This window comes from Actinomadura sp. SCN-SB, from assembly GCF_043906805.1.
Taxonomy (GTDB): domain Bacteria; phylum Actinomycetota; class Actinomycetes; order Streptosporangiales; family Streptosporangiaceae; genus Spirillospora.
On sequence record NZ_JBIMPP010000023.1, the window covers coordinates 58,311 to 80,008 of the forward strand.

At 72.8% G+C, this 21,698-nt stretch carries 21 protein-coding genes and 2 pseudogenes; 13 read left to right on the forward strand and 10 right to left on the reverse strand.

Features of this window, described 5'->3' with window-relative positions; genetic code table 11:
* Positions 1-198: 198 nt before the first annotated feature.
* The 3 genes and pseudogenes from ACGWYJ_RS17185 to ACGWYJ_RS17195 form a co-directional block, all read left to right on the forward strand.
* Positions 199-546, forward strand: a pseudogene (locus ACGWYJ_RS17185) (PhoH family protein); the annotation flags it as partial.
* Between the two features lie 26 nt (positions 547-572).
* Positions 573-1,052, forward strand: coding sequence for an rRNA maturation RNase YbeY (ybeY, locus tag ACGWYJ_RS17190; protein ID WP_285694859.1), 480 nt, complete (start codon positions 573-575; stop codon positions 1,050-1,052).
* 43 nt (positions 1,053-1,095) lie between these two features.
* Complete coding sequence (locus ACGWYJ_RS17195) at positions 1,096-2,439, forward strand: hemolysin family protein (protein WP_285694857.1); 1,344 nt, start codon at positions 1,096-1,098, stop codon at positions 2,437-2,439.
* A gap of 44 nt (positions 2,440-2,483) precedes the next feature.
* Here the strand turns inward: ACGWYJ_RS17195 and ACGWYJ_RS17200 are convergent, their stop codons facing one another.
* Positions 2,484-2,807, reverse strand: a complete 324-nt coding sequence (locus ACGWYJ_RS17200) for a cytidine deaminase (protein ID WP_285695090.1) — start codon at positions 2,805-2,807, stop codon at positions 2,484-2,486.
* A gap of 253 nt (positions 2,808-3,060) precedes the next feature.
* On the opposite strand from ACGWYJ_RS17200, the pseudogene ACGWYJ_RS17205 reads away from it, so the two are divergent.
* From ACGWYJ_RS17205 to era, 4 genes and pseudogenes are all read left to right on the forward strand, one after another.
* Positions 3,061-4,110: pseudogene (locus ACGWYJ_RS17205) on the forward strand (MMPL family transporter); the annotation flags it as partial.
* 72 nt (positions 4,111-4,182) lie between these two features.
* Positions 4,183-5,190, forward strand: coding sequence for an MMPL family transporter (locus ACGWYJ_RS17210; RefSeq protein WP_395107037.1), 1,008 nt, complete (start codon positions 4,183-4,185; stop codon positions 5,188-5,190).
* A gap of 81 nt (positions 5,191-5,271) precedes the next feature.
* A complete protein-coding gene (locus ACGWYJ_RS17215) occupies positions 5,272-8,604 on the forward strand; it encodes a BTAD domain-containing putative transcriptional regulator (protein WP_395106988.1) in 3,333 nt (1,110 codons plus the stop codon).
* A 48-nt stretch (positions 8,605-8,652) separates the two neighbouring features.
* Positions 8,653-9,576: a GTPase Era gene (gene era, locus ACGWYJ_RS17220; RefSeq protein WP_395106990.1), complete on the forward strand. Its 924-nt coding sequence runs from the start codon at positions 8,653-8,655 to the stop codon at positions 9,574-9,576.
* On the opposite strand, the gene ACGWYJ_RS17225 is transcribed toward era, so the two are convergent.
* Positions 9,567-10,394 (reverse strand): hypothetical protein, encoded by an 828-nt coding sequence (locus ACGWYJ_RS17225; protein ID WP_395106991.1) that lies wholly within the window; start codon positions 10,392-10,394, stop codon positions 9,567-9,569. The two genes, era and ACGWYJ_RS17225, sit on opposite strands and share 10 nt — an antisense overlap.
* A 121-nt stretch (positions 10,395-10,515) precedes the next feature.
* Here ACGWYJ_RS17225 and ACGWYJ_RS17230 point away from each other — a divergent pair, with 121 nt between their 5' ends.
* The 3 genes from ACGWYJ_RS17230 (at position 10,516) to leuA (ending at position 13,998) form a co-directional block, all read left to right on the forward strand.
* Complete coding sequence (locus tag ACGWYJ_RS17230) at positions 10,516-11,127, forward strand: TerB family tellurite resistance protein (RefSeq protein ID WP_395106993.1); 612 nt, start codon at positions 10,516-10,518, stop codon at positions 11,125-11,127.
* 89 nt (positions 11,128-11,216) lie between these two features.
* Positions 11,217-12,074, forward strand: coding sequence for a dimethylargininase (gene ddaH, locus ACGWYJ_RS17235; protein ID WP_395106994.1), 858 nt, complete (start codon positions 11,217-11,219; stop codon positions 12,072-12,074).
* A 217-nt stretch (positions 12,075-12,291) separates the two neighbouring features.
* On the forward strand, positions 12,292-13,998 hold the full coding sequence (leuA, locus tag ACGWYJ_RS17240) for a 2-isopropylmalate synthase (RefSeq protein WP_395106995.1): 1,707 nt from the start codon (positions 12,292-12,294) through the stop codon (positions 13,996-13,998).
* Between the two features lie 45 nt (positions 13,999-14,043).
* On the opposite strand, the gene ACGWYJ_RS17245 is transcribed toward leuA, so the two are convergent.
* Complete coding sequence (locus ACGWYJ_RS17245; protein ID WP_285694849.1) at positions 14,044-14,298, reverse strand: protealysin inhibitor emfourin; 255 nt, start codon at positions 14,296-14,298, stop codon at positions 14,044-14,046.
* Between the two features lie 58 nt (positions 14,299-14,356).
* A complete protein-coding gene (locus ACGWYJ_RS17250) occupies positions 14,357-15,385 on the reverse strand; it encodes a M4 family metallopeptidase (protein WP_395106996.1) in 1,029 nt (342 codons plus the stop codon).
* 192 nt (positions 15,386-15,577) lie between these two features.
* Here ACGWYJ_RS17250 and recO point away from each other — a divergent pair, with 192 nt between their 5' ends.
* The gene (gene recO / locus ACGWYJ_RS17255) at positions 15,578-16,363 is read left to right on the forward strand and encodes a DNA repair protein RecO (RefSeq protein WP_395106997.1); all 786 of its coding nucleotides are present in this window, start codon (positions 15,578-15,580) and stop codon (positions 16,361-16,363) included.
* Positions 16,360-17,160: an isoprenyl transferase gene (locus tag ACGWYJ_RS17260; RefSeq protein WP_395106998.1), complete on the forward strand. Its 801-nt coding sequence runs from the start codon at positions 16,360-16,362 to the stop codon at positions 17,158-17,160. Before recO ends, ACGWYJ_RS17260 begins: the two co-directional genes overlap by 4 nt.
* Before the next feature lie 217 nt (positions 17,161-17,377).
* Here the strand turns inward: ACGWYJ_RS17260 and ACGWYJ_RS17265 are convergent, their stop codons facing one another.
* The 6 genes from ACGWYJ_RS17265 to ACGWYJ_RS17290 all read right to left on the reverse strand — a co-directional run bounded on the left by ACGWYJ_RS17265 (position 17,378) and on the right by ACGWYJ_RS17290 (position 21,224).
* Positions 17,378-17,803: an OsmC family protein gene (locus ACGWYJ_RS17265; protein ID WP_285694845.1), complete on the reverse strand. Its 426-nt coding sequence runs from the start codon at positions 17,801-17,803 to the stop codon at positions 17,378-17,380.
* Between the two features lie 42 nt (positions 17,804-17,845).
* Positions 17,846-18,232 (reverse strand): Fur family transcriptional regulator, encoded by a 387-nt coding sequence (locus ACGWYJ_RS17270; RefSeq protein ID WP_285694844.1) that lies wholly within the window; start codon positions 18,230-18,232, stop codon positions 17,846-17,848.
* On the reverse strand, positions 18,229-19,098 hold the full coding sequence (locus ACGWYJ_RS17275) for a metal ABC transporter permease (protein ID WP_285694843.1): 870 nt from the start codon (positions 19,096-19,098) through the stop codon (positions 18,229-18,231). Before ACGWYJ_RS17275 ends, ACGWYJ_RS17270 begins: the two co-directional genes overlap by 4 nt.
* Positions 19,098-19,823: a metal ABC transporter ATP-binding protein gene (locus tag ACGWYJ_RS17280; RefSeq protein WP_395106999.1), complete on the reverse strand. Its 726-nt coding sequence runs from the start codon at positions 19,821-19,823 to the stop codon at positions 19,098-19,100. Before ACGWYJ_RS17280 ends, ACGWYJ_RS17275 begins: the two co-directional genes overlap by 1 nt.
* Positions 19,820-20,812 (reverse strand): metal ABC transporter substrate-binding protein, encoded by a 993-nt coding sequence (locus tag ACGWYJ_RS17285; RefSeq protein ID WP_395107000.1) that lies wholly within the window; start codon positions 20,810-20,812, stop codon positions 19,820-19,822. Before ACGWYJ_RS17285 ends, ACGWYJ_RS17280 begins: the two co-directional genes overlap by 4 nt.
* A 61-nt stretch (positions 20,813-20,873) precedes the next feature.
* Positions 20,874-21,224: a DUF6703 family protein gene (locus ACGWYJ_RS17290; RefSeq protein WP_395107001.1), complete on the reverse strand. Its 351-nt coding sequence runs from the start codon at positions 21,222-21,224 to the stop codon at positions 20,874-20,876.
* Between the two features lie 56 nt (positions 21,225-21,280).
* Here ACGWYJ_RS17290 and ACGWYJ_RS17295 point away from each other — a divergent pair, with 56 nt between their 5' ends.
* On the forward strand, positions 21,281-21,625 hold the full coding sequence (locus ACGWYJ_RS17295) for an antibiotic biosynthesis monooxygenase family protein (protein ID WP_395107002.1): 345 nt from the start codon (positions 21,281-21,283) through the stop codon (positions 21,623-21,625).
* The last annotated feature ends 73 nt before the right edge of the window (positions 21,626-21,698 follow it).

The window sequence follows — 21,698 nt, forward strand, 5'->3', positions numbered from 1 at the left end:
GTCCTCGACATCCGGTTGCCTGAGCACATCGAGCCGTTCCGGCTTCAGCGGAAGCTGGACGACTACCGTGCCGCGGGCGGCGGGCGGCCGACGCGCTTCGTTCACGGCATCGAGCCCGAAGGCCGGGCCGAGGCCGTGTGCATCCAGGTGGCGGCGGCCGACTCCCTCTACGTCACCGAGGACTTCCTCCTCACCCACAACACCTTGAACGACTCGTTCATCATCCTGGACGAGGCGCAGAACACCTCGCCGGAACAGATGAAGATGTTCCTGACCCGGCTGGGATTCGGCTCCAAGGTGGTGGTGACCGGCGACGTCACCCAGGTCGACCTGCCCGGCGGGCAGCAGAGCGGGCTGCGCGTCGTCCAGGACATCCTCGACGGCGTGGAGGACATCCACTTCTGCCGCCTCAGCAGCCACGACGTCGTCCGGCACCGGCTGGTGACCGACATCGTGGACGCCTACAACCGCTACGACGCCCAGCGGGTGCCCGCGATCAAGCAGGGTGGCGCGAGGGGCGGCTCGTCCCGCAAGCGGGGGCGGTAGATGACCGACGGCGAAGGGCGGCGCCGGTGAGCATCGAGGTGCTGAACGAGTCCGGCGCGCCGATCGACGAGAAGGCGCTGGCCGACCTCGCCCGGCACGTCCTGGACGGCATGCGCGTCCACCCGCTGGCCGAGCTGTCGCTGCTGCTGGTCGACGAGGCCGCGATGAGCGAACTGCACGAGAAGTGGATGGGCGAGCCCGGCCCCACCGACGTCCTGGCGTTCCCCATGGACGAGCTGCGGCCCGGCCACATGTCCGGCGGCGCCGACGAGGACGGCGAACCCGACCCCGCCCTGCTCGGCGACGTGGTGCTGTGCCCTCCGGTGGCCGAACGCCAGGCGGCCGCCGCCGGGCACGGCCGCGACGAGGAGCTGGAGCTGCTGTGCACGCACGGCATCCTGCACCTGCTGGGCTACGACCACGCCGAACCCGAGGAGCACAAGGAGATGTTCGGGTTGCAGGACGACCTGCTGAGCTCCTGGCGGGAGAAACGCGGGCGACGATGAGCGAAGGGCGCCCGGCGGCGTCCCCGCCCGCCGGGGGAACGGGATGAGCTCGGCACAGGGCTGGCTGCCCGCACTGGCCGTCGGGCTGGTGATCACGGCGGGGCTGCTGGCCGGGATCGAGGCGGCGCTGACACGCGTGTCGCGGGTACGGGTCGACGAGCTGGTCCGCGCCGAACGGCGCGGCGCGCAGCGGCTCGCCGAGGTGGTCGCCGACCCGGCCCGCTACCTCAACATGGTGCTGCTGCTGCGGATCAGCTGCGAGCTGATCGCCACCGTGATCGTCGCGGACCTGTGCATCTCCCTGCTGGACGAGACCTGGCGCGCCTACGTCACCGCCGCCGCGATCATGATCGTGGTCAGCTATGTCGTCGTCGGGGTGGCCCCGCGCACCCTCGGCCTCCAGCACGCCGACCGGGTGGCGCTCGCCGGCGCCGCCGTGATCCACCCGGTCACCCGCGTGTTCGGGCCGCTGCCGCGCCTGCTGATCCTCCTCGGCAACGCCCTCACCCCCGGCAAGGGATTCCGCGAAGGCCCGTTCGCGTCCGAGGCGGAACTGCGCGACCTCGTCGACCTCGCCGAACAGCGCAGCCTGATCGAACCCGACGAGCGGGAAATGATCCACTCGGTGTTCGAGCTCGGCGACACGCTCGTCCGCGAAGTGATGGTGCCGCGCACCGACATCGTGTTCATCGAACGCGGCAAGACCCTGCGGCAGGCGCTGAAACTCGCCCTGCGCAGCGGCTTCTCCCGGATCCCCGTCGTCGGCGAGAACGAGGACGACGTCGTCGGCATCGCCTACCTGAAGGACATCGTCCGGCGCAGCGACGAGAACCGCGAAGGCGAATCCGTGGAGACCGTCGAATCCGTGATGCGCCCCGCCACCTACGTCCCCGACAGCAAACCCATCGACGAACTGCTCCGCGAGATGCAGGCCCGGCAGATCCACCTCGCCATCGTGATCGACGAGTACGGGGGCACCGCCGGCCTCGTCACCATCGAGGACATCCTCGAGGAGATCGTGGGCGAGATCGCCGACGAATACGACGTCGAGGCCCCCAGGGTCGAATGGCTCGACGAGGCCAGGACCACCGCCAGGGTCACGGCCCGCCTCCCCGTCGAGGACCTCGCCGAACTGTTCGACGTCGACATCGACGTGGAAGAGGTCGAAACGGTCGGCGGCCTCCTCGCCTACGCCCTGGGCCGCGTCCCGATCGAAGGCTCCACCGCGACGGTCGCGGGATTGACCCTACGAGCCGAAAGCATCGCCGGCCGCCGCAACCGCATCGGAACTGTGCTGGTCACTGTGGGGGAGAGACCCCCCACACCCCCCGGTGCGGGGTCAGCGGACCCCGCCGCTCGCCCGGGAGCTCGCGGCGGTGACCGCTGACCCGGGTAGTAGGGGCTACGCCCCTTGTCTCCTGTGGGATCGGCTCAGAGGGTCTTCTTGAGGGTTCCGTCCTGGGCGGCCAGCAGGATGGGGGCCTTGGGGCCCAGGTCGCGGACGGCGGAGATGTCCTCCGGGCGAACGGTGTCGGCGGTGGAGACGACCGCGGCGGCCTCCAGGTCGTCGGCGCCGCTGGACACGGCCATGGCGACCGCCACCTGGAGGGCGGATAGCTTGAGTGAGGGCAAATCCACGGTGGCGGCGGCGTAGGTGCGGCCGGTCTCGTCCCGTACCGCGGCTCCCTCGGCGGCACCGGCGCGGGCACGGGTCGAGCGGGCCAGGGTGATGATCTTGGTGTCCTCGGGGTTCATCTCGCTCACGGCCCCAGCCTAAAGCCCTCCCAGCAGCGCCGACCGAGCCGCAACCCAAAGACAAGCAGGGGCGAAGCCCCGAGGGGGTGTCGGGGGCGGAGTCCCTGGCCCCGCATCGGGGGGTGTGGGGGGTCGCCCCCCACATATGTCACAGCCCTCACGATGGTGCGCTTCTGCAAGTTCTCCGCAAGTTGGTGACAAGTGGGAGCGATCAGGGTGGGGGCGTCAAGGGTGGCTTCTTTTGGGGGAATCGATGTCTCGATTGCTTTACCGCCTAGGGCGGGCCGCGGCGTTGCGGCCTTGGCGGTTCATTGTGGCCTGGGTCTTGGTCATCGGGGCGCTGGCCGGTGCGGCGGGTGTCGCCGGCGGGTCGCTGCAGGACGACTACACGCTGGCCGGTACGGGGTCGCAGCGGGCGGCGGATCTGCTGATCGAGCGTTTCCCGGCGTTGTCGGGGGCGGACGCGCGGGTGGTGGTGCATGCCGGGGAGGGCCGGGTGGATCCGGCCGGGCTTGAGGGGGCGCGCCGGGAACTGGCGAAGCTGCCGCATGTGAGCGCGGTGGAGCCGGCGGTGCCGAGCCGGGACGGGACGACCGCGCTGATCACCGTCCGGTATGACGTGCCGGTCACGGATCTGCCGCCTGAGGAGACGTTGGAGCGGTTGCGGGACGCCACGGTCGGCCTGGAACGGGCCGGGAACCAGGTGGAGTTCGGCGGGGAGGTCCCGGAGAACGTGACGGCGCCGGACGGGATCGCCGAGGTGGTGGGGGTGGTCGCCGCGCTGGTGATCCTGCTGCTGGCGTTCGGTTCGGTGGTGGCGGCCGGGTTGCCGCTGGTGGTGGCGTTGGCGGGGCTCGGCGCCGGGGTGTCGGGGATCACGATCCTGGCGGCGTTCGCGAATGTGGCGACGACGGCTCCGACGCTGGCGGTGATGACGGGGCTGGGTGTCGGCATCGACTACGCGCTGTTCATCCTGACGAGGCATCGGGAGGGGCTGGCGCAGGGGCTGTCCGTGCACGAGGCGGCGGGGCGTGCCAATGCCACGGCCGGGCTTTCGGTGCTGTTCGCGGGGTTCACGGTGTTGCTGGCGCTGTCCGGGCTGGTCCTGTCGCGGATCCCGGTGTTCATGACGATGGGGTTCGCGACGGGGATCGTGGTGGCCGCGACGGTGGCCGGTGCGGTGACCTTGCTGCCCGCCGTTCTGGGGCTGGCGGGACGCGGGGTGCTGCGCAGGCGTGACCGGGCGGAGGGCGCCACGATCCGGGCGGAGTCGCCGCGGGTGCGGCGCTGGGCCGAGCATGTGGGGCGGCATCCGTGGCCGTGGCTTCTGGCCGCGCTGGCGCTGATGCTGACGCTGGCGGCTCCCGCGCTGGGGATGCGTACGTGGCCCAGCGACGCCAGCAGCGAGCCGGAGTCCAACACCGCGCGGCAGGCGTACGACCTGGTCGCCGACGCGTACGGGCCGGGCGCGAACGGTCCGCTGCTGGTGGCGGTGGATCTGCGCGAGTCGCCCGACGTCGCCGGTCTGCGTACGCGGCTGGCGGCGACGGAGGGCGTCGTGGCGGTCGCTCCGCCTCAGGTGTCGCCGGACGGGAGCGCCGCGGTGGTGGTGGTCACGCCCGCGTACGGCCCGCAGGACGAGCGTGTCGTCGACCTGGTCGACCGGGTCCGCGCGGACGTGCTGCCGCCCGGCTCGGAGATCACCGGGCTGACCGCCGCGTACGTGGATCTCAGCAGGGTGCTGGACGAGCGGTTGTGGCCGGTGATCGGGATCGTGGTGGCGACCTCGTTCGTGATGCTGATGATCGTCTTCCGTTCGCTGCTGACCCCGTTGAAGGCGGCCGCGATGAACCTGCTGTCGATCGGCGCCGCGTACGGGGCGCTCACGGCGATCTTCCAGTGGGGGTGGGGCGCGGAGCTGCTGGGGTTGCCGCACAGCGTGCCGGTGTCCAGCTTCATCCTGCTGCTGATGTTCGCGGTGCTGTTCGGCGTGTCGATGGACTACGAGGTGTTCCTGCTGTCGCGGGTGCGTGAGGAGTGGCTGCGTACGGGGAACGCGCGGGCGTCGGTGTCGACGGGACTGGCCGTCACCGGCCGGGTGATCTCCAGCGCGGCGCTGATCATGGTGGCGGTGTTCCTCGGGTTCGCGCTGGATCCGGGGCTCGTGGTCAAGCAGATGGGCGTGGGCCTGGCGGTGGCGGTCGCGCTGGACGCCACCGTGGTGCGGCTCGTGCTCGTCCCGGCCACGATGGCCCTGCTGGGACGGGCGAACTGGTGGCTGCCGCGCCCGCTCGACCGGGTGCTGCCGACCCTGGACCCGCACGGCGCCGATGCCGAGCCCGTGGCGGTCCCGGAGAGGGAACGCGAGCCGAGCCCGGCCTGACCTGGGGCGCGGTGCGCGCCCGCCTCCTGTACCAAGGGTGGGCCAAGGTTCGGGAGGGTCCCGGTTTAGGCTGGCCGGGACATGGCGAGCGTGCGGGTGCTGGGCACCTTCGAGGTGTGGGTGGACGGGGGCCTCGCCGATTTGGGCGGCCCCCGTCAGCGTTCGGTGCTGGCCAGGCTCGTGGCGGCGCGCGGCGCGATGGTCCCGGCCGACCGCCTGGTCGAGGATCTGTGGCCGGGGGAGGCGCCGCTCAGCGCCCCGGCGGGGTTGCAGTCGTTCGTGTCGCACCTGCGGCGCGCCCTGGAGCCGGGGCGACCGCCGCGCACACCGGCGCGGGTGCTGGTCACCGCGCCTCCGGGGTACGCGCTGCGGCTCGCGGACGACGATGTGGACGCCTGGCGGTTCGAGTCGCTGGTCGACGCGTCGGCCGAGCGGCTGGCGGCGGACGACGCCGCGGGCGCCCGCGAGAGCGCGGAGGCGGCGCTGGACGAGTGGCGCGGACCCGCGTACGCCGAGTTCGCCGACCTGCCGTGGGCGGTGACCGAGGCGTCCCGCCTGGACGAGCGGCGGCGCATCGCGACGGAGCGGCGCGCCGAGGCGATGCTGCGCCTGGGCACCGCCGCGGAGGCCGTGCCCGACCTGGAGGCGCACGCGGCGGCGAATCCGCTGCGCGAGGAAGCCTGGCGACTGCTGGCCCTCGCCCTCTACCGGACGGGCCGCCAGGGCGACGCGCTGGCCGCGCTGCGCGGTGCGAGGATGGTGCTGGCCGAGGAGCTCGGGGTGGATCCCGGGCCCGAGCTGCGCCGCCTGGAGGCCGGGATCCTCGCCCAGGACCCGGGCCTCATCGGCGCTCCGCGGCCACGCCTCCGCATCGCCCGCGAGCCCGAGCCCGCGCGTCCCGGGACGGTGTTCGTCGGGCGGCGGGACGAGCTGGACCGGCTGATCGCCGCGGCGCGGGACGCGGCGGCGGGCCGGTGCGGGCTCGTCCTGATCGGCGGCGACGCGGGCATGGGCAAGACCGCCCTGGCCGAGCGCCTGGCGGGCGAGCTGGCGGCCCAGGGCTGGACCGCCGCGTGGGGCCGCGCCGCGGAGACCGGCGGCGCCCCGGCCGCCTGGCCGTGGGCCGAGCTGCTGCGCGGGCTGGCCGCCGCCGTCCCGCCCGGCGGTGACCTGGCGGGACGTCTCGCCCCGCTGCTCACCGACACCGCGCCGGCGGGCGAGGGCGCGGACGTGACGACCGGCAGGTTCCGGCTTCACCTGGCCGTCGGCGACTACCTGGCCACGGTCGCGGCGGACGGCGTGCCGCTGCTGCTCGTCCTGGACGATCTGCACTGGGCGGACGAGGAGACCCTCGCGCTGCTGACGGCGCTTCCGGACCGGCTGCGCGACCGTCCCGTCCTGCTGGTGGGCACCTTCCGGCCGCCGGAGGCCACCGAGCGGCTGGCGGACGCGCTCGCCGCGCTGGCCCGGCGGGAGCCGCTGCGGCTGGAGCTGTCCGGGCTGGCCGCCGACGACGTGGCCGCGCTGGTCCGCGCCACCTGCGCCGTCGAGGTCGGGGACGCCGAGCTGGCGATGATCGCCGAGCGGACCGGGGGGAACCCGTTCTTCACCCGGGAGACGGCACGGCTGCTGGACGTGGAGGGGGTGTCCGCCGCGACCCGCCGCGTCCCCGCCGGGGTGGGTGACGTGCTGCGGCGCCGCATCGCCGGGCTGACCGAACCCGTCCAGACCGTCCTGCGGCACGCGGCGGTCGTGGGACGGGACGCCGACCTCGACGTCCTCATCGACGTGTCAGGGGGCGACGAGGACGCGGTCCTGGACGCGGTCGACGCGGGTCTGGCCGCCGGGTTGCTGACCGAGCCGGGCCCTGGGCGGGTCGGGTTCGCGCATGCCCTCGTCCGGGACACCCTCTACACCGGCCTGTCGCGGGCCCGGCGCACCCGGCTGCACGGGCGGGTCGCGGACGCGCTCGAACGCCGCCGTCCCGGTGAGGTCGCCGCCCTCGCCCACCACCATCTGGAGTCGCGCGCCGACCCCGCCAAGGCCGTCCGGTACGCGCGGTCGGCCGCCGAGGCCGCCGAGGCCCGTTTCGCCCACCGGGTCGCCGCCGACCTGTGGATCCGCGCCGCCGACCTGATGCGCGGCGAGGGCCGCGAGGCCCTGCGCGACCGGCTTGAGCTGGAGGCGGCCGCGATCCGCTCGCAGGCGCTGGCCGGCGATGTCGTCGAGGGGCGCGAGCGCAGGCGGCGTGCGCTGCGCGCGGCCCGCGAGCTGGGCGACATCGAGCTGATCAGCCGCGTGATCACCAGCTACGACGTGCCGACGCTGTGGACCAACCGCGAGTACGGCACGGTCGACTGGGACCTGGTCGACATCGCCGAGCGGGCGCTGGCGGAGGTGCCGGGGGGCGAGCCGCGGGTCCGGCTGCTCACCAGCCTGGCGATCGAGCTGGAGGGAGAGCACGGCGAGCGCGGGGACGAGGCGTCCGCCGAGGCGGTCCGGCTGGCGCGCGAGATCGGCCGTCCCGAGCTGCTGGCGGTCGCCCTCAACGGCCGGTTCCTCAACAGCTACCGCGGCGCCGGCGGGCTGACCCAGCGGCACGGCATCGCCACCGAGCTGCTCGGCCTCGCCACCGAGCACGGCCTGGGCCTGTACGAGGTGCTGGCCCGCCTGCAACTCCAGGAGTCCGCGATCGGCATGCTCGACCTTGGGGCGGGCAGGCGGCACCAGCGGGAGGGCATCGCCCTGGCCGAGCGGTACGGGCTGCCGCTGCTCGCCAAGATCGCCCGCTGGTACGAGGCGCTCACCCGGGCCCTCACCGGCGACTTCGACGAGGCGGAGCGGGCCTACTGGTCGGTCGCGGCGAACTTCGAGGACACCTCCGTCTGGAACAACGACCGTGGCATGGCCATGCTCGGGATCTTCTGCGGGCGGCTCGCGCAGGGCCGCGAGGGCGAGATGGTGGACGAGGCCCGGTGGATGTGGGAGCGCTGGCGGCACGTCGAAGCCACCGCCGAGATCTACGGTCTCGCGCTGATCGGCGCCGGGCGTCGCGGCGAGGCCGCGCGGGTCGTCGCGGACGCCACCGCGGACGTCCGCTACGACTACTTCTACGACCTGCTCCTCAGCCTGCGCGGACGCCGCGCCGTCGCGCTCGCCGACCGCCGCGTGGCGGAACGGACGTACCAGGACCTGCTGGAGTACCGCGACCGCGTCGCCGGGACCGCGACCGGCTGTATCGCCTACGGGCCGGTCGCGCACGTCCTCGGCGACCTCGCGGCGTTCCTGGAACGTCCCGGCGAGGCCGCCGGCCACTACCGCCGCGCCGCCGGGGTGGCGGACCGGGTCGGCTCCGCGCACTGGTCCGCCCTGGCCCGCGACGCGCTGCGCTCCCTGGGCACTCCGGCGGCCTGAGACGGCCGCCGGACGATCCGTCCCGCCGGGTACGCGACAATTGATGCCGTGACGACGCCGGGAGAGAAGACCGCCGGGGGGTACCGGTCCGGGTTCGCCTGTTTCATCGGGCGGCCCAACGTGGGCAAGTCGACCCTCATGAACGCCCTGGTCGGCACCAAGGTGGCGATCACCAGCAGCCGCCCGCAGACCACCCGCAGGGCGATCCGCGGCATCGTGCACCGGCCGGACGCCCAGCTCGTCGTGGTGGACACGCCGGGCCTGCACAAGCCCCGCACGCTGCTGGGCGAGCGGCTGGACAGCCTGGTCCGCTCCACCCTCACCGAGGTGGACGTGATCGGCTTCTGCGTGCCCGCCGACCAGCCCATCGGCCCCGGCGACCGGTTCATCGCCCGGGAGCTGGCCAACGTGAAGAAGACACCCGTGCTGGCGATCGTCACCAAGACCGATCTGGTCCCGCCCGAACGGGTCGCCGAGCAGCTGGCCGCGGTGTCCGAGCTGGGGGACTTCGCCGACATCGTCCCCTGCTCGGCGCGGAGCGGCTTCCAGGTCGAGCTGGTCGGCGACCTGCTGATCCGGCACCTTCCCGAGGGCCCGCCCCTCTACCCGGAGGGCGATCTCACCGACGAGCCCGAGCAGATCCTGGTCGCCGAGCTGATCAGGGAGGCCGCGCTGGAGGGCGTCCGGGACGAGCTGCCGCACTCGATCGCCGTGGTGGTGGACGAGATGCCCCCCAGAGAGGGCCGCGACGACCTCATCGACGTGTACGCGCACCTGTTCGTCGAGCGCCCCAGCCAGAAGGGGATCATCATCGGCACCAAGGGGGCCCGGCTGCGCGACGTGGGCACCCGCGCCCGTACCCAGATCGAGGCGCTGCTGGGCACGAAGGTCTTCCTCGACCTGCGCGTCAGCGTCGCCAAGGACTGGCAGCGCGATCCCAAGCAGCTCCGCAGGCTCGGCTTCTACGACTGACCGGCGCCCGGAGCGCCGGGCCACTGCCCCTGCTCACCGGTCTTCTGGGGTTGCTCTCGCGGCCAGTGCTCTTGTGGCCAGTGCTCTTGTGGCCACTGCGCCTGCGGCTGGGCCTCCGGCCGCGCCTCACCTTGCGCCGGGGGCGCGGGATCGTGGCCGGCGTCCGGGGCGGGGAAGGCGGCGGCGAACGCGGGCACGGCCTCCTGCGGGCGGACGGAGGCGAGACGGCGGGTGAGGGGACGGGCCAGGCTGAACCCGATGACCAGCAGCGACATCGCCACCGCCAGATACCAGCCGGTGATCACGGCGACCTCGTAGCCGACCGACAGGTTGTCGTCGGCGAGCCGGTCCTTGATCTGGTCGAGGCGCAGCACGAACAGCCCGCACACCAGCAGCGCCAGCGCCCCCGGTATCGCGGCCAGGGCGGAGGTGCGGGTGTCGCGGCCGATGATCCCCCAGAACGCCATGGCGATCGCGATCATCGCCAGCACCGGGACGGCCACGACCACGTTGTCGGCCTCAAGCCCGGTCACGCTGCCCAGGTCGCGGGTCAGCACCCGGCCGAACAGGTCGATCGAGATCCGCGCCTGCGCCCAGGGCAGGAAGGCCGAGACCAGCAGCACCGCGCCGGCGACGATCACGCCGATGTTCCAGGCGGAGCCGTGCGCCGCCGGGTCCGCCGGCGCCGCGTATCCCGTGGGGTACGGGGGCGGCGGGTACCCCTCGTACCGGCCCCGCTCGTCCAGCGGGGGAAGGAACGCCGGGCGGGTCCGCGGGTCGCGCGTCCGATCACCCTCGGGAGCCTGCTCGTCACTCATGTTCTCAGCGTAGGCGCCGCGGCGCGCCGGACGGCGGTGCGCGCGTCAAGGATCGGTCCGCGGACGGCGAGGATCGGTCGGTAGGTTGGAGGGTGGTGGCCGCTTCGGAGGGGGAGTCCCGGTGTTGCTGATCTTCGGCCTGTCGGTGTTCTTCCGCACGGTCGGCGAGGGGACCTTTCACTGCCCGCGCGACGGCGGCGACCGCCCGTACCGGCTCCGGTCGGGACGGCGCTGGTTCACCCTGTTCTTCATCCCTGTGATCCCGCTCACACGCGTGGGCGAGGTGGTCGAGTGCCGGTCGTGCAAGACCCGGTACACCACCGACGTCCTGAACGCGCCGACCGCGCGGGAACTGGCCGCGACCCTGCCCGCGGGCATGCGCGCCGCCGCGGCGCTGGTGCTGCGGGCCGGCGGCGCCGCGAACCCCGCGGCGCGGGCGCGGGCGGCCGAGGCCGTCCAGGGGTACGGGGAGCACGGGTACGGCGACCAGGGCCTCGACGCCGACCTGGGAACCGACGCCGCCCACCTCGAACGGCGCGTCTCCACGGCGGGCGCGCAGCTCACGCCGGAGGCCAAGGAGTGGTTCCTGGCGCAGGCGACCCGCGTCGGGCTGGCCGACGGACCCCTGAGCGACGCCGAACGCCAGGCCCTGAACCGGGTCGCGGACCTGCTGGGCATGTCCCGCGCCCACGCGCTCGGTGTGATCGTCACAGCGGAGGGCGCGGCGCGCTGACACGCCGGGCCGCCCGCCGGGGTTGCGGGACGCCTCAGGTGCGATCAGAGTGGCCGTGCACGCGAATCCCATGCTGACGGAGCGTCGCGATGGGCGACAGGACGGGTCCGGCGCCCGGCGGGAGACCGCGGGAAACCGGCGTCGCGCTGGTGAGGCGACCCGGGCCGCGGCTCGCCGAGGGCATCGTCACCCATGTCGAGCGCCGCCCGATCGACGTGGCGCTGGCCCGCCGCCAGCACGCCGCCTACGTGGACGCCGTGCGCGACGCCGGCTGGTCGATCCACGAGGTGGAACCCGCCGACGACTGCCCGGACGCGGTGTTCGTGGAGGACACCCTGGTGGTGGCCGGTGACGTGGCCGTGCTCGGCCGGTCGGGCGCGCCGCGGCGGCGCGCCGAGCTGCCCGGCGCCGAGCGGGCGGCCCGCGACCTCGGGCTGCGGGTGCACCGGATCAAGGAACCCGGCACCCTGGACGGCGGCGACGTCCTCCAGGTGGGCGACACCGTCTACGTGGGCCGCGGTCTCCGCACCAACGAGGAGGGCGTCTGCCGGCTCGCGCACCTGCTGGGCGGGCGGCGGGTCATGCCCGTCGCGCTGGACGGCGTGCTGCACCTGAAGTCGGCCATGTCGGCGCTGCCGGACGGCTCCCTGATCGGCCTGCCCGGCCATGTGGACACCTCCGTCGTCCCCTACCTGCGGGTGGTGCCCGAGCCGACCGGCGTCCACATGGTGATACTCGGCCCGGAGCACGTGCTGATGGCCGCGTCGGCGCCGCGCACCGCGGAGCTCCTGCGAGCCGACGGCTGGCGGGTCACCACGGTCGACATCGGCGAGTTCGAGGCACTGGAAGGGTGTGTGACCTGCCTTTCCGTCCTGATCCCGATGGCCGCCCGGACGGGGCCGCGGGCTCCGCGACGGCCATGTGACGGCTCCGCGACGGCCGTGTGACGAAGGACACGTACCGTCTCAGATAGCGGGATCGGTTTCCGTGACAGGCGCGTCATCTGTTAGCTTGGCGACCGTGCTGCGTGAGCTGCTCCTCCTTAGCGGCCGCAGCGGGGCCCCATAACGGTCGGCACCCCCGCTGCGGGACCTCTCCGTGCACGGCTTCGCTCCGCGACGTTGATCGTCGGCCGCAGGGATCGAGCAGAGGATCGCAACCATCATGTATCCGCAGCAGCAACCGTCCGGTATGCCGTTCGAGCGCTACCGCCCCTTCACCCCCGTCAAGCTGACGGACCGCACCTGGCCGGACAAGGTGATCACCGAGGCCCCGCGCTGGTGCGCGGTCGACCTGCGGGACGGCAACCAGGCGCTGATCGACCCGATGGACTCCCACCGCAAGCTGAAGATGTTCCAGCTCCTGGTGCGGATGGGCTACAAGGAGATCGAGGTCGGCTTCCCCGCCGCCAGCCAGACCGACTACGACTTCATCCGGCAGATCATCGAGGACGACCTGATCCCCGACGACGTGGTGATCCAGGTGCTGACCCAGGCCAGGCCGGAGCTGATCGAGCGGACCTTCGAGTCGGTACGCGGCGCCAGGCAGGCCATCGTCCACCTCTACAACTCCACCAGCACGCTGCAGCGCCGCGTGGTGTTCGGCCAGGACAAGGACGGGATCACCGCGATCGCCGTCGAGGGCGCCAAGCTGTGCGCGAAGCTGGCCGAGGACATGGGCGACACCGAGATCTTCTTCGAGTACTCGCCGGAGTCGTTCACCGGCACCGAGCTGGAGTACGCGGTCGAGGTGTGCGACGCGGTCAACGACGTGTGGAAGCCGACCCCGGACCGGAAGGTCATCATCAACCTGCCGGCCACCGTCGAGATGGCCACCCCCAACATCTACGCCGACCAGATCGAGTGGATGCACCGCAACCTGGCCCACCGCGACTCGATCGTGCTGTCCCTGCACCCGCACAACGACCGGGGCACCGCGGTGGCCGCGGCCGAGCTGGGGTACATGGCCGGCGCCGACCGCATCGAGGGCTGCCTGTTCGGCAACGGCGAGCGCACCGGCAACGTCTGCCTGGTCACGCTGGGCCTGAACCTGTTCACGCAGGGCGTGGACCCGAAGATCGACTTCTCCGACATCGACGAGATCCGCCGTACCGTCGAGTACTGCAACCAACTGCCGGTGCACGAGCGCCACCCCTACGGCGGCGACCTGGTCTACACCGCCTTCTCCGGCTCCCACCAGGACGCCATCAACAAGGGGTTCGACCACCTGGCCAAGGACGCCGAGGCGGCCGGGGTGCCGGTGGACGAGTTCCGCTGGGAGGTCCCGTACCTGCCGATCGACCCCAAGGACGTCGGCCGCACCTACGAGGCGGTCATCCGCGTCAACAGCCAGTCCGGCAAGGGCGGCGTCGCCTACGTCATGAAGACCGAGCACGCGCTGGAACTGCCCCGCCGGTTGCAGATCGAGTTCTCCCGGGTGGTGCAGCGGCACACCGACACCGAGGGCGGCGAGGTCACGCCCGAGCGGATGTGGGAGATCTTCGAGCGGGAGTTCCTGTCCAACGGCCCCCGGGTCGGGCTTCTGGCGCACCGCGCGTCCTCCCGGGTGGACGAGAAGGACATGCTCAGCTGCGACGTCCGGATCGACGGCGAGATCCGCGAGATCGAGGGCGTCGGCAACGGCCCGGTGTCGGCGTTCGAGTCCGCCCTCGCCTCCGTCGGCGTCCACGTACGGGTGCTGGACTACGTCGAGCACGCGCTGAGCGCCGGAGGTGACGCCCGCGCCGCCGCCTACGTGGAGTGCGACGTGGAGGGCACCACCGTCTGGGGCGTGGGCATCGACGGCAACATCGTCACCGCGTCCCTCAAGGCCATCCTGTCGGCCGTCAACCGGGTGGCGCGCGCATCATGAACCCGCGAGGGCGTGTCATCGCGGGTGACCCGCGATGACACGCCCTCAGTGCGCCTGCCCCAGCACGTGATGGACCAGTTCCCTCAACGGCCCCTTCAGCTGGGCCTCCCCGACGGTCGTGGTGTCGCCGTCGATGTCGATGTCGTACAGGAACTGGTCGGGGATCCGGCCGGGCGGCGGCACGGCGGACAGATCCACCCGGTCGACCAGCCCGGCCAGCATGGGATCGGTGGCGCTGTCGGATTGCCCGCGCTGCTCGATCCCCGCGAACCCCCCGCTGCGAACCACTGTCACCTTCACCGTCTCTCCCGGTCGCCCTCTCCCGGTCACCTGTGAGGCGCCGCGCCGGCGCCTCCGCTCACTGCTGGACGCCTACCCCCGTCCATGCGTCCCTTATCGCGCGTGTCTCCGCGGACTCGCCCCCGTACAGCTCGGTCGCCGTGGCGACGGTGGCGGCGGCGAACCCGGCGAAGTCGGTCGTGGCGGAGATCTTGCCACCGGTCAGCGTGTCGTACCAGACCCGTCCGGCCTTCTCCCAGGAATGGCCGCCGATCGCGGTGGCCGCCAGGTAGAAGGCGCGGTTGGGAATGCCCGAGTTGATGTGGACGCCGCCGTTGTCGCGCCGGGTGGGGTTGTAGGAGTCCATGTGACCCGGCTGCGGGTCCTTGCCGAGCCTCGGGTCGTCGTAGGCGGTGCCGGGCTCCTTCAGCGACCGCAGCGCGACGCCGTTGACGCCCTCGGCGAGCAGGCCCTGGCCGATCAGCCAGTCGGCCTCGTCGGCCGTCTGGCCGAGATGCCACTGCTTGACGCAGGAGCCGAAGACGTCGGAGACGGACTCGTTGAGCGCGCCCGGCTGGTCCCGGTACTCCAGCTTGGCGGTGTACTGCGTGATGCCGTGCGCCAGCTCGTGCCCGGTGACGTCGAGCGGGCCCGTGAAGCCCAGGAACAGCTCACCGTCGCCGTCCCCGTAGACCATCTGCCGGCCGTCCCAGAACGCGTTCTGGTAGTCGCGGCCGTAGTGGACGGTGGAGATGAGCGGGAGCCCCCCGCCGTCGATGGAGTCGCGCCGGTAGGCCGCCTCGAAGAAGTCGAAGGTCACGCCCAGCCAGTCGTAGGACTGGTCCACGGCGCTGTCACCGGTGGCCGGATCGCCCTCCCCACGGGCCTTCTCCCCGGGGAGCCGCTCCTGGTTCTTGGCGTTGTGAACGGTTCGTTTAGGTGTGAAGTCCGCGCTGGGCGCCGGGGGCGCGGCCGCGAAGGAGACGCGCGCGTCGCGCTGCGCGAAGCTGATTTCCAAAGAGCGCTGGGCGAGGTCGCGCAGCGCCGGGTTCTCGGCGGCTTCGGCGACCCTTTCCAGTATGTGTGGGGGCACGATGGTGCATCTCATGCCAACACGCTGACAGCTCGTTGTGATGGAGGCCACAGGTTCCGCGCAACTCTCACGACCAATTCCGGTCACATACCGTGATGGACAGCTCTCGGGAGGTAGGGGCCCGGGTGCGACGGATGGGCCTTTCCGCCGCCCGGCACGCCATCGCGCGGCGGTGATCGCACACGGCGGATGCGGGACAATGGGGACGTGAGCCTGTACCGCGACGAGGGCATCGTCCTGCGCACCCAGAAGCTGGGCGAGGCCGACCGCATCATCACGGTGCTCACCCGCCGCTCCGGCCGGATCCGCGCGGCGGCCAAGGGAGTGCGCAAGACCACATCCAGGTTCGGGGCGCGGCTGGAGCCGTTCACCCACGTCGACCTCCAGTTCTACGAGCGCCGCTCGCTGGACCTGATCACCCAGGCCGAGACGCTGCGGCCGTACGGGGAACAGCTGGTCACCGACTACCCCCGCTACACGGCCGGGACGGCGATGCTGGAGACGGCGGAGCGGCTGACCGCCGAGGAGGGCGAACCCGCGCTGCGCCAGTTCCTCCTGCTGGTGGGCGGGCTGCGGACGCTGGCCGAACGCTCCCACGACCCCCGGCTCGTCCTGGACGCGTTCCTGCTGCGGTCGCTGTCGGTGGCGGGCTGGGCACCGGCGATCGACGAGTGCTGCCGGTGCGGCGACCGGGGCCGGCTGCGCGGCTTCGCGATCGCCGCGGGCGGCGCCGTCTGCGCGCGCTGCCGCCGCCCCGGCGCCGCGACCCCCGCCCCGCCGACGTTCGCGCTGATGCTGGCGCTGCTGCGGGGCGACTGGGAGTACGCAGACGGGAGCGACCCCCGGCACCGGGTAGAGTGCAGCGGCCTGGTCGCGGCCTACCTGCAATGGCACCTGGAGCACGGCATCAGATCCCTGCGGCACGTGGAGCGGGACGATGCCGCGCAGGCCCGCGGCCGCACCCCGGACCCGAGCGACAGGGAGTCAGTTTGAGAAGGGCCGTTCAGCCCCCGGAACCGCACAAGGACGGCGCGCGCCCCCCCGCGATCCCCGCCGACCTGGTGCCCCGGCACGTCGCCATCGTGATGGACGGCAACGGCCGCTGGGCCAAGGAACGGGGACTGCCCCGCACCGAAGGCCACAAGATGGGCGAGAGCTCCCTCTTCGACGTGATCATGGGCGCGATCGAGCTGGGCATCCCCTACCTGTCGGCGTACGCGTTCTCCACCGAGAACTGGAAGCGCTCACCGGACGAGGTGCGCTTCCTCATGGGCTTCAACCGGGATGTCATCCGGCGCCGCCGCGACCAGCTGAACGCGATGGGCGTACGGGTGCGCTGGGCCGGCCGCCGCCCCCGGCTCTGGCGCAGCGTGATCAGCGAGCTGGAGACGGCCGAGGAGATGACCCGCGACAACGACGTCCTCACCCTCCAGTTCTGCGTGAACTACGGCGGGCGCGCCGAGATCGCCGACGCCGCCGCGGCCATCGCCAGGGACGTCCGCGACGGCCGCCTCAACCCCGACAAGATCACCGAGAAGGTCTTCGCCCGCTACCTCGACGAGCCCGGCATCCCCGACGTCGACCTGTTCCTGCGCTCCTCCGGCGAGCAGCGCACCTCCAACTTCCTCATCTGGCAGTCGGCCTACGCGGAAATGGTCTTCCTCGACACCCTGTGGCCCGACTTCGACCGCAGGCACCTCTGGCACGCCTGCGAGATCTACGCCTCCCGAGACCGCCGTTACGGAGGCGCACTGCCGAATCCTGTGGGGGGAGCAACCCCCCACGCGTGACCGTGTGGGGGGGCGACCCCCCACGCCCGACCGTGTGGGGGGCGACCCCCCACGCCCCCCGGGGACGCGGCGGCCGCGTCCCTGCGCTCGCAGGGCTCGCTTCGGGCCGCGACCTCTCGCCGCGGTCAGGGGCTCTGCCCCCGACACCCCCGGCAGGGGGGCTTCGCCCCCCTGCACCCCCCTTGGGGCTACGCCCCGTGTGGGTTTGTGGGCGCGGTCAGGTCAGGGCGGCGTCCAGGGTGATCTTGGTGCCGGTCAGGGCCTTGCTGACCGGGCAGTTCTCCTTGGCGGTCTGGGCGGCCTTCTCGAAGTCGGACGCGGAGATGCCCGGGACGGAGGCGCGGACGGTCAGGTGGATCCCGGTGATGCCCTCGCCGGGCTGGAAGGTCACCTCGGCCTTGGTGTCGATGGTCTCCGGGGGAGTGCCCGCCCCGGCGAGGCCCGCCGACAGGGCCATCGAGTAGCACGTCGAGTGGGCACCGGCGATCATCTCCTCGGGGCTGGTGCGCCCGTCGGGCTGCTCGGCCCGGGACGCCCAGGTGACCTCGAAGGTGCCGATGTTGGAGGAGTCCAGCGAAACCCGGCCCTGGCCGCCGATCAGCGGGCCTTCCCAGCGCGCGTTCGCGATACGTGTCGTAGCCATGAGATCGATTGTCGCGCATCGGGCCCGGAACGGCCGGGAAGGTCAGGTCGCGGCGCGGGAGCAGTCGCCGCAGGTGCCGAACACCTCGACGGTGTGGGTGATGTTGACGAACCCGTGCTCGGCGGCGATGGCCTCCGCCCACTTCTCCACGGCCGGGCCCTCCACCTCGATGGTGTGCCCGCACGAGCGGCACACCAGGTGGTGGTGGTGCTCCTCGGACCGGCAGGCGCGGTAGACGGCCTCGCCCTCGGCGGTGCGGAGCACGTCCACCTCGCCGGAGTCGCTGAGCGCCTGGAGCGCCCGGTAGACGGTGGTGAGGCCGATCTTCGAGCCGTCCGCCCTCAGGTCGGCGTAGATGTCCTGGGCGCTGCGGAATCCCTCGCAGGAGGCCAGCGCCTCGCGTACCGCGTTCCGGCGGGTCGTTGTCATCCCCGTACCACCTCCGCCTCGGCTTCCACTCGCGCGGGAGCGGCGGGCGAGACGACCGTGCGCCTGCGCCGCAGCACCGCGCCCCCGATCACCGCGATCACGAACAACGCCAGCGCCAGCAGCACGATCGAGGGTCCGGGCGGCAGGTCGTACTGGAACGACCCGGCGAGCCCGGACACCGCCGACAGTACACCGATCGCCATCGCCAGCAGCATCGTGGCGCGGAATCCCCTGGTCAGCTGCTGCGCGGCCGCCACCGGGACGATCATCAGCCCGCTGACCAGCAGCAGCCCGATCGCGCGCATCGAGATCACCACCGTGACCGCGGCCGTGGCGGCGACCAGCACGCTGAGGAACCGGGTGGGCAGGCCCGCCGCCCTGGCCAGCTGCTCGTCCTGGCAGAGCAGGAACAGCTCCCGGCCGAACAGCGCCACCACGCCCAGCACCGCCGCCGCCAGGCCCGCCACCACGTACAGGTCCGTCGCCGACACGCTGCTGATCGAGCCGAACAGGTAGGACTGGAGGCTCGCGCCGCCGCCCTGGGCGTTGGTGAGGATCACGCCGCCCGCCAGGCCGCCGTAGAACAGCAGGGCCAGCGCCACGTCCGCGCCGCTGCGGCTGCGCTCCCGAAGCACCTCGATCGCGACCGCGCCCAGCACCGACACCACCAGCGCGACCAGGACCGGCGAGGACCCGGTCAGCAGGCCGAGCCCGATCCCGGTCAGCGCGATGTGCCCGATGCCGTCGCCGAGCAGCGACAGCCCGCGCTGGACGATGAACGTGCCGATCGCCGGCGCGGCCAGCCCGATCAGCACCGCCATCGCCAGCGCGATCCGCATGAAGTCGTACTGCAGCATGTCGGCCATCACGCCACGCTCCCCGCCGGGGCGCGGCCCGTCTCGCGGGCGACACGGCCGTGGTCCAGGACGACGGTACGGGTGATCAGCGGCTCGACCGGGCCCAGCTCGTGCGCCACCAGCACCACGGTGCGGCCCTCGGCGGCCAGCTCGCGCAGCGTGCCCGCCAGGGCCGCCTGGCTGGCCGCGTCCACCCCGGCCATGGGCTCGTCCATCACGTACACGTCGGGCTCGCCCGCGAGGGCGCGGGCGATCAGCGCCCGCTGCTGCTGCCCGCCCGACAGATGGTGGACGGAGTCGCGGGCGCGGCCCGTGAGCCCGACCATCTCCAGGGCGCGGTCCACCGCGGCCCGGTCGGCGGCCGAGGACGGCCGCCAGCGCGACTGCCGGGCGACCCGGCCGGACGCCACGACCTCGCGGACGGTGGCGGGCACCCCGCCCCCGACGCGCAGCCGCTGCGGGACGTACCCGATCCGCCGCCAGCCGTGGAACCGCGCCGGCGGGACGCCGAAGATCTCGGTACGGCCCGCGGCCAGGGGCAGCAGCCCCAGCAGCGCCTTGACCAGGGTGGACTTGCCGGCGCCGTTGGGGCCGAGCACGGCCAGCAGGTCACCGGGCGCGACCACCAGGTCGATGCCGCGCAGCACGTCGCGGCCGTCGAGCCGGACCTCGCCGCCGCTCATCGCGAAGGGCGGCGGCCCGTCAGGACGGACGTCGTGTGGAAAGGGCTTCATGGGCATCCAAGTGCGGGCTTCAGAGTGGCGAGGTTCTTGCGCATGATCGAGAGGTAGTCGGCGGAGGAACCGGCGGCGACGCCCTCGACCGGGTCGAGCACCGCGGTCCGCACCCCGGCCGAGCGGGCGAGCGCCTCGGCGACCCGCGGGCTGACCAGCGTCTCGGTGAAGATCGTGGTGGCCTTGGCCGCCTTGACCCGCTGGGTCAGCTCGGCCAGCCGCCGCGGCGACGGCTCGGCGGCCGGATCGACCCCGGCGATGGAGACCTGCCGCAGGCCGTACCGGTCGGCGAGGTACCCGAACGCGGCGTGCGCGGTCACGATCGTCTTCTGCGTGCAGGACGCCAGGCCCGTCCGGAACTCCCCGTCCAGGCGGTTCAGCTCGGCGGCGGTCGCGGCGGCGCGTGACTTGTAGCCCGCGGCGTGCGGCGGGTCGGCGGCGGCGAGCCGGTCGCCCAGCGCGGTGGCCACGGTGGCCAGGCGGCTGGGGTCGAGCCAGATGTGCGGGTCGAAGGTGGGCTCGTCATCGGCGTGGCCTTCTTCGCCGTGTTCGTGCTCCTCCTCGCCCGACGGAGGCGGCAGCGTCTTGACCACGCTCGCGGCGTCCAGGGACTTGTCCTTGGCGTGCTCGGTGACGGCGTCGTCCACGGCGGGCTGCACGCCTCTCACGTAGACGGCGAGATCGGCCTTGCCGATGTCGGCGACCTGGCGGGGGGTGAGTTCGAGGTCGTGCGGCTCGATGCCCGGCTTGGTGAGGGTCCGGACGGAGCCGTCCGGACCGGCGACCTTACCGGCCACCCAGGCCATCGGGTAGAACGAGGCGACGATCTCGGCCTGTCCGCCGCCCCCTCCGGACGTGCCGGAGTCGCCGCAGGCGGCCGTCCCGACCAGGACGGCGAGCCCGGTGAGGGCCAGCCCGGCGACGCGGACGGAGCCGCGCGAGGCGCGGGGGGATCCGAGGAGACCACGAGGGCCGCGAATGGTGAGCACCCCCCAAGTGTGGCCAAAATGAAAACCGTTGTCAAAATCAGGCGGTAGCGGGACGAGACGCCTAGATCAGATGGCTCACGGCGAACGCCGCCAGGACGACCATCGCCGCCAGCCGCAGCGCCCGTCCCCGCGCGTCCAGCGCCGGCCAGTTGAGGTAGGCGAACCAGGCCAGCAGGACCAGCAGGACCAGCAGCCCAGACGCGCCCACCCAGCCGGTCCCGGCCATGCCGGCCACCAGCAGCCCGAAGATCACCACCAGCGGGAGCCAGCGCGGCAGGCCGCCCAGGAACACCAGCGGCGCGGCGCTCCGGCGCTCGATCGCGCCGCGCAGCCCCTCGTGCCGCGCCTGCCCGTGCCGCTCCTGGCCGCGGGGGCGGCCCGCCCCGCCTGGTACGTTCGCGCGTCCCTTCACGGGCCCCAACGTAGCCGCCGTCCGCTCAAGGAGGGCGCCGGTGCCAGGATGGAGACGTGATCGCGATAACCCGTTACCGGGTACCCGGGCCCGAGGCCGCCGGCTTCGCCGAGCGGATGACCGCCGTGCTGGACGCGCTCGCGGCCAGCCCCGGCTACCGGTCGGGACGGCTGGCCCGCACCGTCGACGACCCCGGCCTGTGGGCTCTGGTGACCGAATGGGAGGGCGCGGGCTTCTACCGCCGCGCCCTGGGCGGCTACGAGGTGCGGCTGGCGTTCATCCCGCTCGCCGCCATGGCCGTCGACGAGCCCGGCGCCTACGAGATCGTCGTCTCCCGCCCCGAGGAGGGCGGCGGGACCGCCGGTCGTTCCGCCGGTCAACGGTCGTCAAAGAAGCTCTGAGGCGGGTTTTCGCCCTCCGGTCACCGGTGATCAACTCTCCCGTCATGATCATGTAGGGAGAGCTGTGATGCGC

Bases quoted from the DNA above. Each gene is read 5' to 3' on its own strand.
- ACGWYJ_RS17275 (WP_285694843.1), bottom strand. From the start codon at position 19,098: ATGGCCGACATGCTGCAGTACGACTTCATGCGGATCGCGCTGGCGATG.
- ACGWYJ_RS17195 (WP_285694857.1), top strand. From the start codon at position 1,096: ATGAGCTCGGCACAGGGCTGGCTGCCCGCACTGGCCGTCGGGCTGGTG.
- ddaH (WP_395106994.1), top strand. From the start codon at position 11,217: ATGGGCGACAGGACGGGTCCGGCGCCCGGCGGGAGACCGCGGGAAACC.
- ACGWYJ_RS17210 (WP_395107037.1), top strand. From the start codon at position 4,183: ATGCGTACGTGGCCCAGCGACGCCAGCAGCGAGCCGGAGTCCAACACC.
- ACGWYJ_RS17200 (WP_285695090.1), bottom strand. From the start codon at position 2,807: ATGAACCCCGAGGACACCAAGATCATCACCCTGGCCCGCTCGACCCGT.
- ACGWYJ_RS17250 (WP_395106996.1), bottom strand. From the start codon at position 15,385: ATGAGATGCACCATCGTGCCCCCACACATACTGGAAAGGGTCGCCGAA.
- ACGWYJ_RS17265 (WP_285694845.1), bottom strand. From the start codon at position 17,803: ATGGCTACGACACGTATCGCGAACGCGCGCTGGGAAGGCCCGCTGATC.
- ACGWYJ_RS17215 (WP_395106988.1), top strand. From the start codon at position 5,272: ATGGCGAGCGTGCGGGTGCTGGGCACCTTCGAGGTGTGGGTGGACGGG.
- ACGWYJ_RS17270 (WP_285694844.1), bottom strand. From the start codon at position 18,232: ATGACAACGACCCGCCGGAACGCGGTACGCGAGGCGCTGGCCTCCTGC.
- leuA (WP_395106995.1), top strand. From the start codon at position 12,292: ATGTATCCGCAGCAGCAACCGTCCGGTATGCCGTTCGAGCGCTACCGC.
- ACGWYJ_RS17225 (WP_395106991.1), bottom strand. From the start codon at position 10,394: ATGAGTGACGAGCAGGCTCCCGAGGGTGATCGGACGCGCGACCCGCGG.
- ACGWYJ_RS17280 (WP_395106999.1), bottom strand. From the start codon at position 19,823: ATGAAGCCCTTTCCACACGACGTCCGTCCTGACGGGCCGCCGCCCTTC.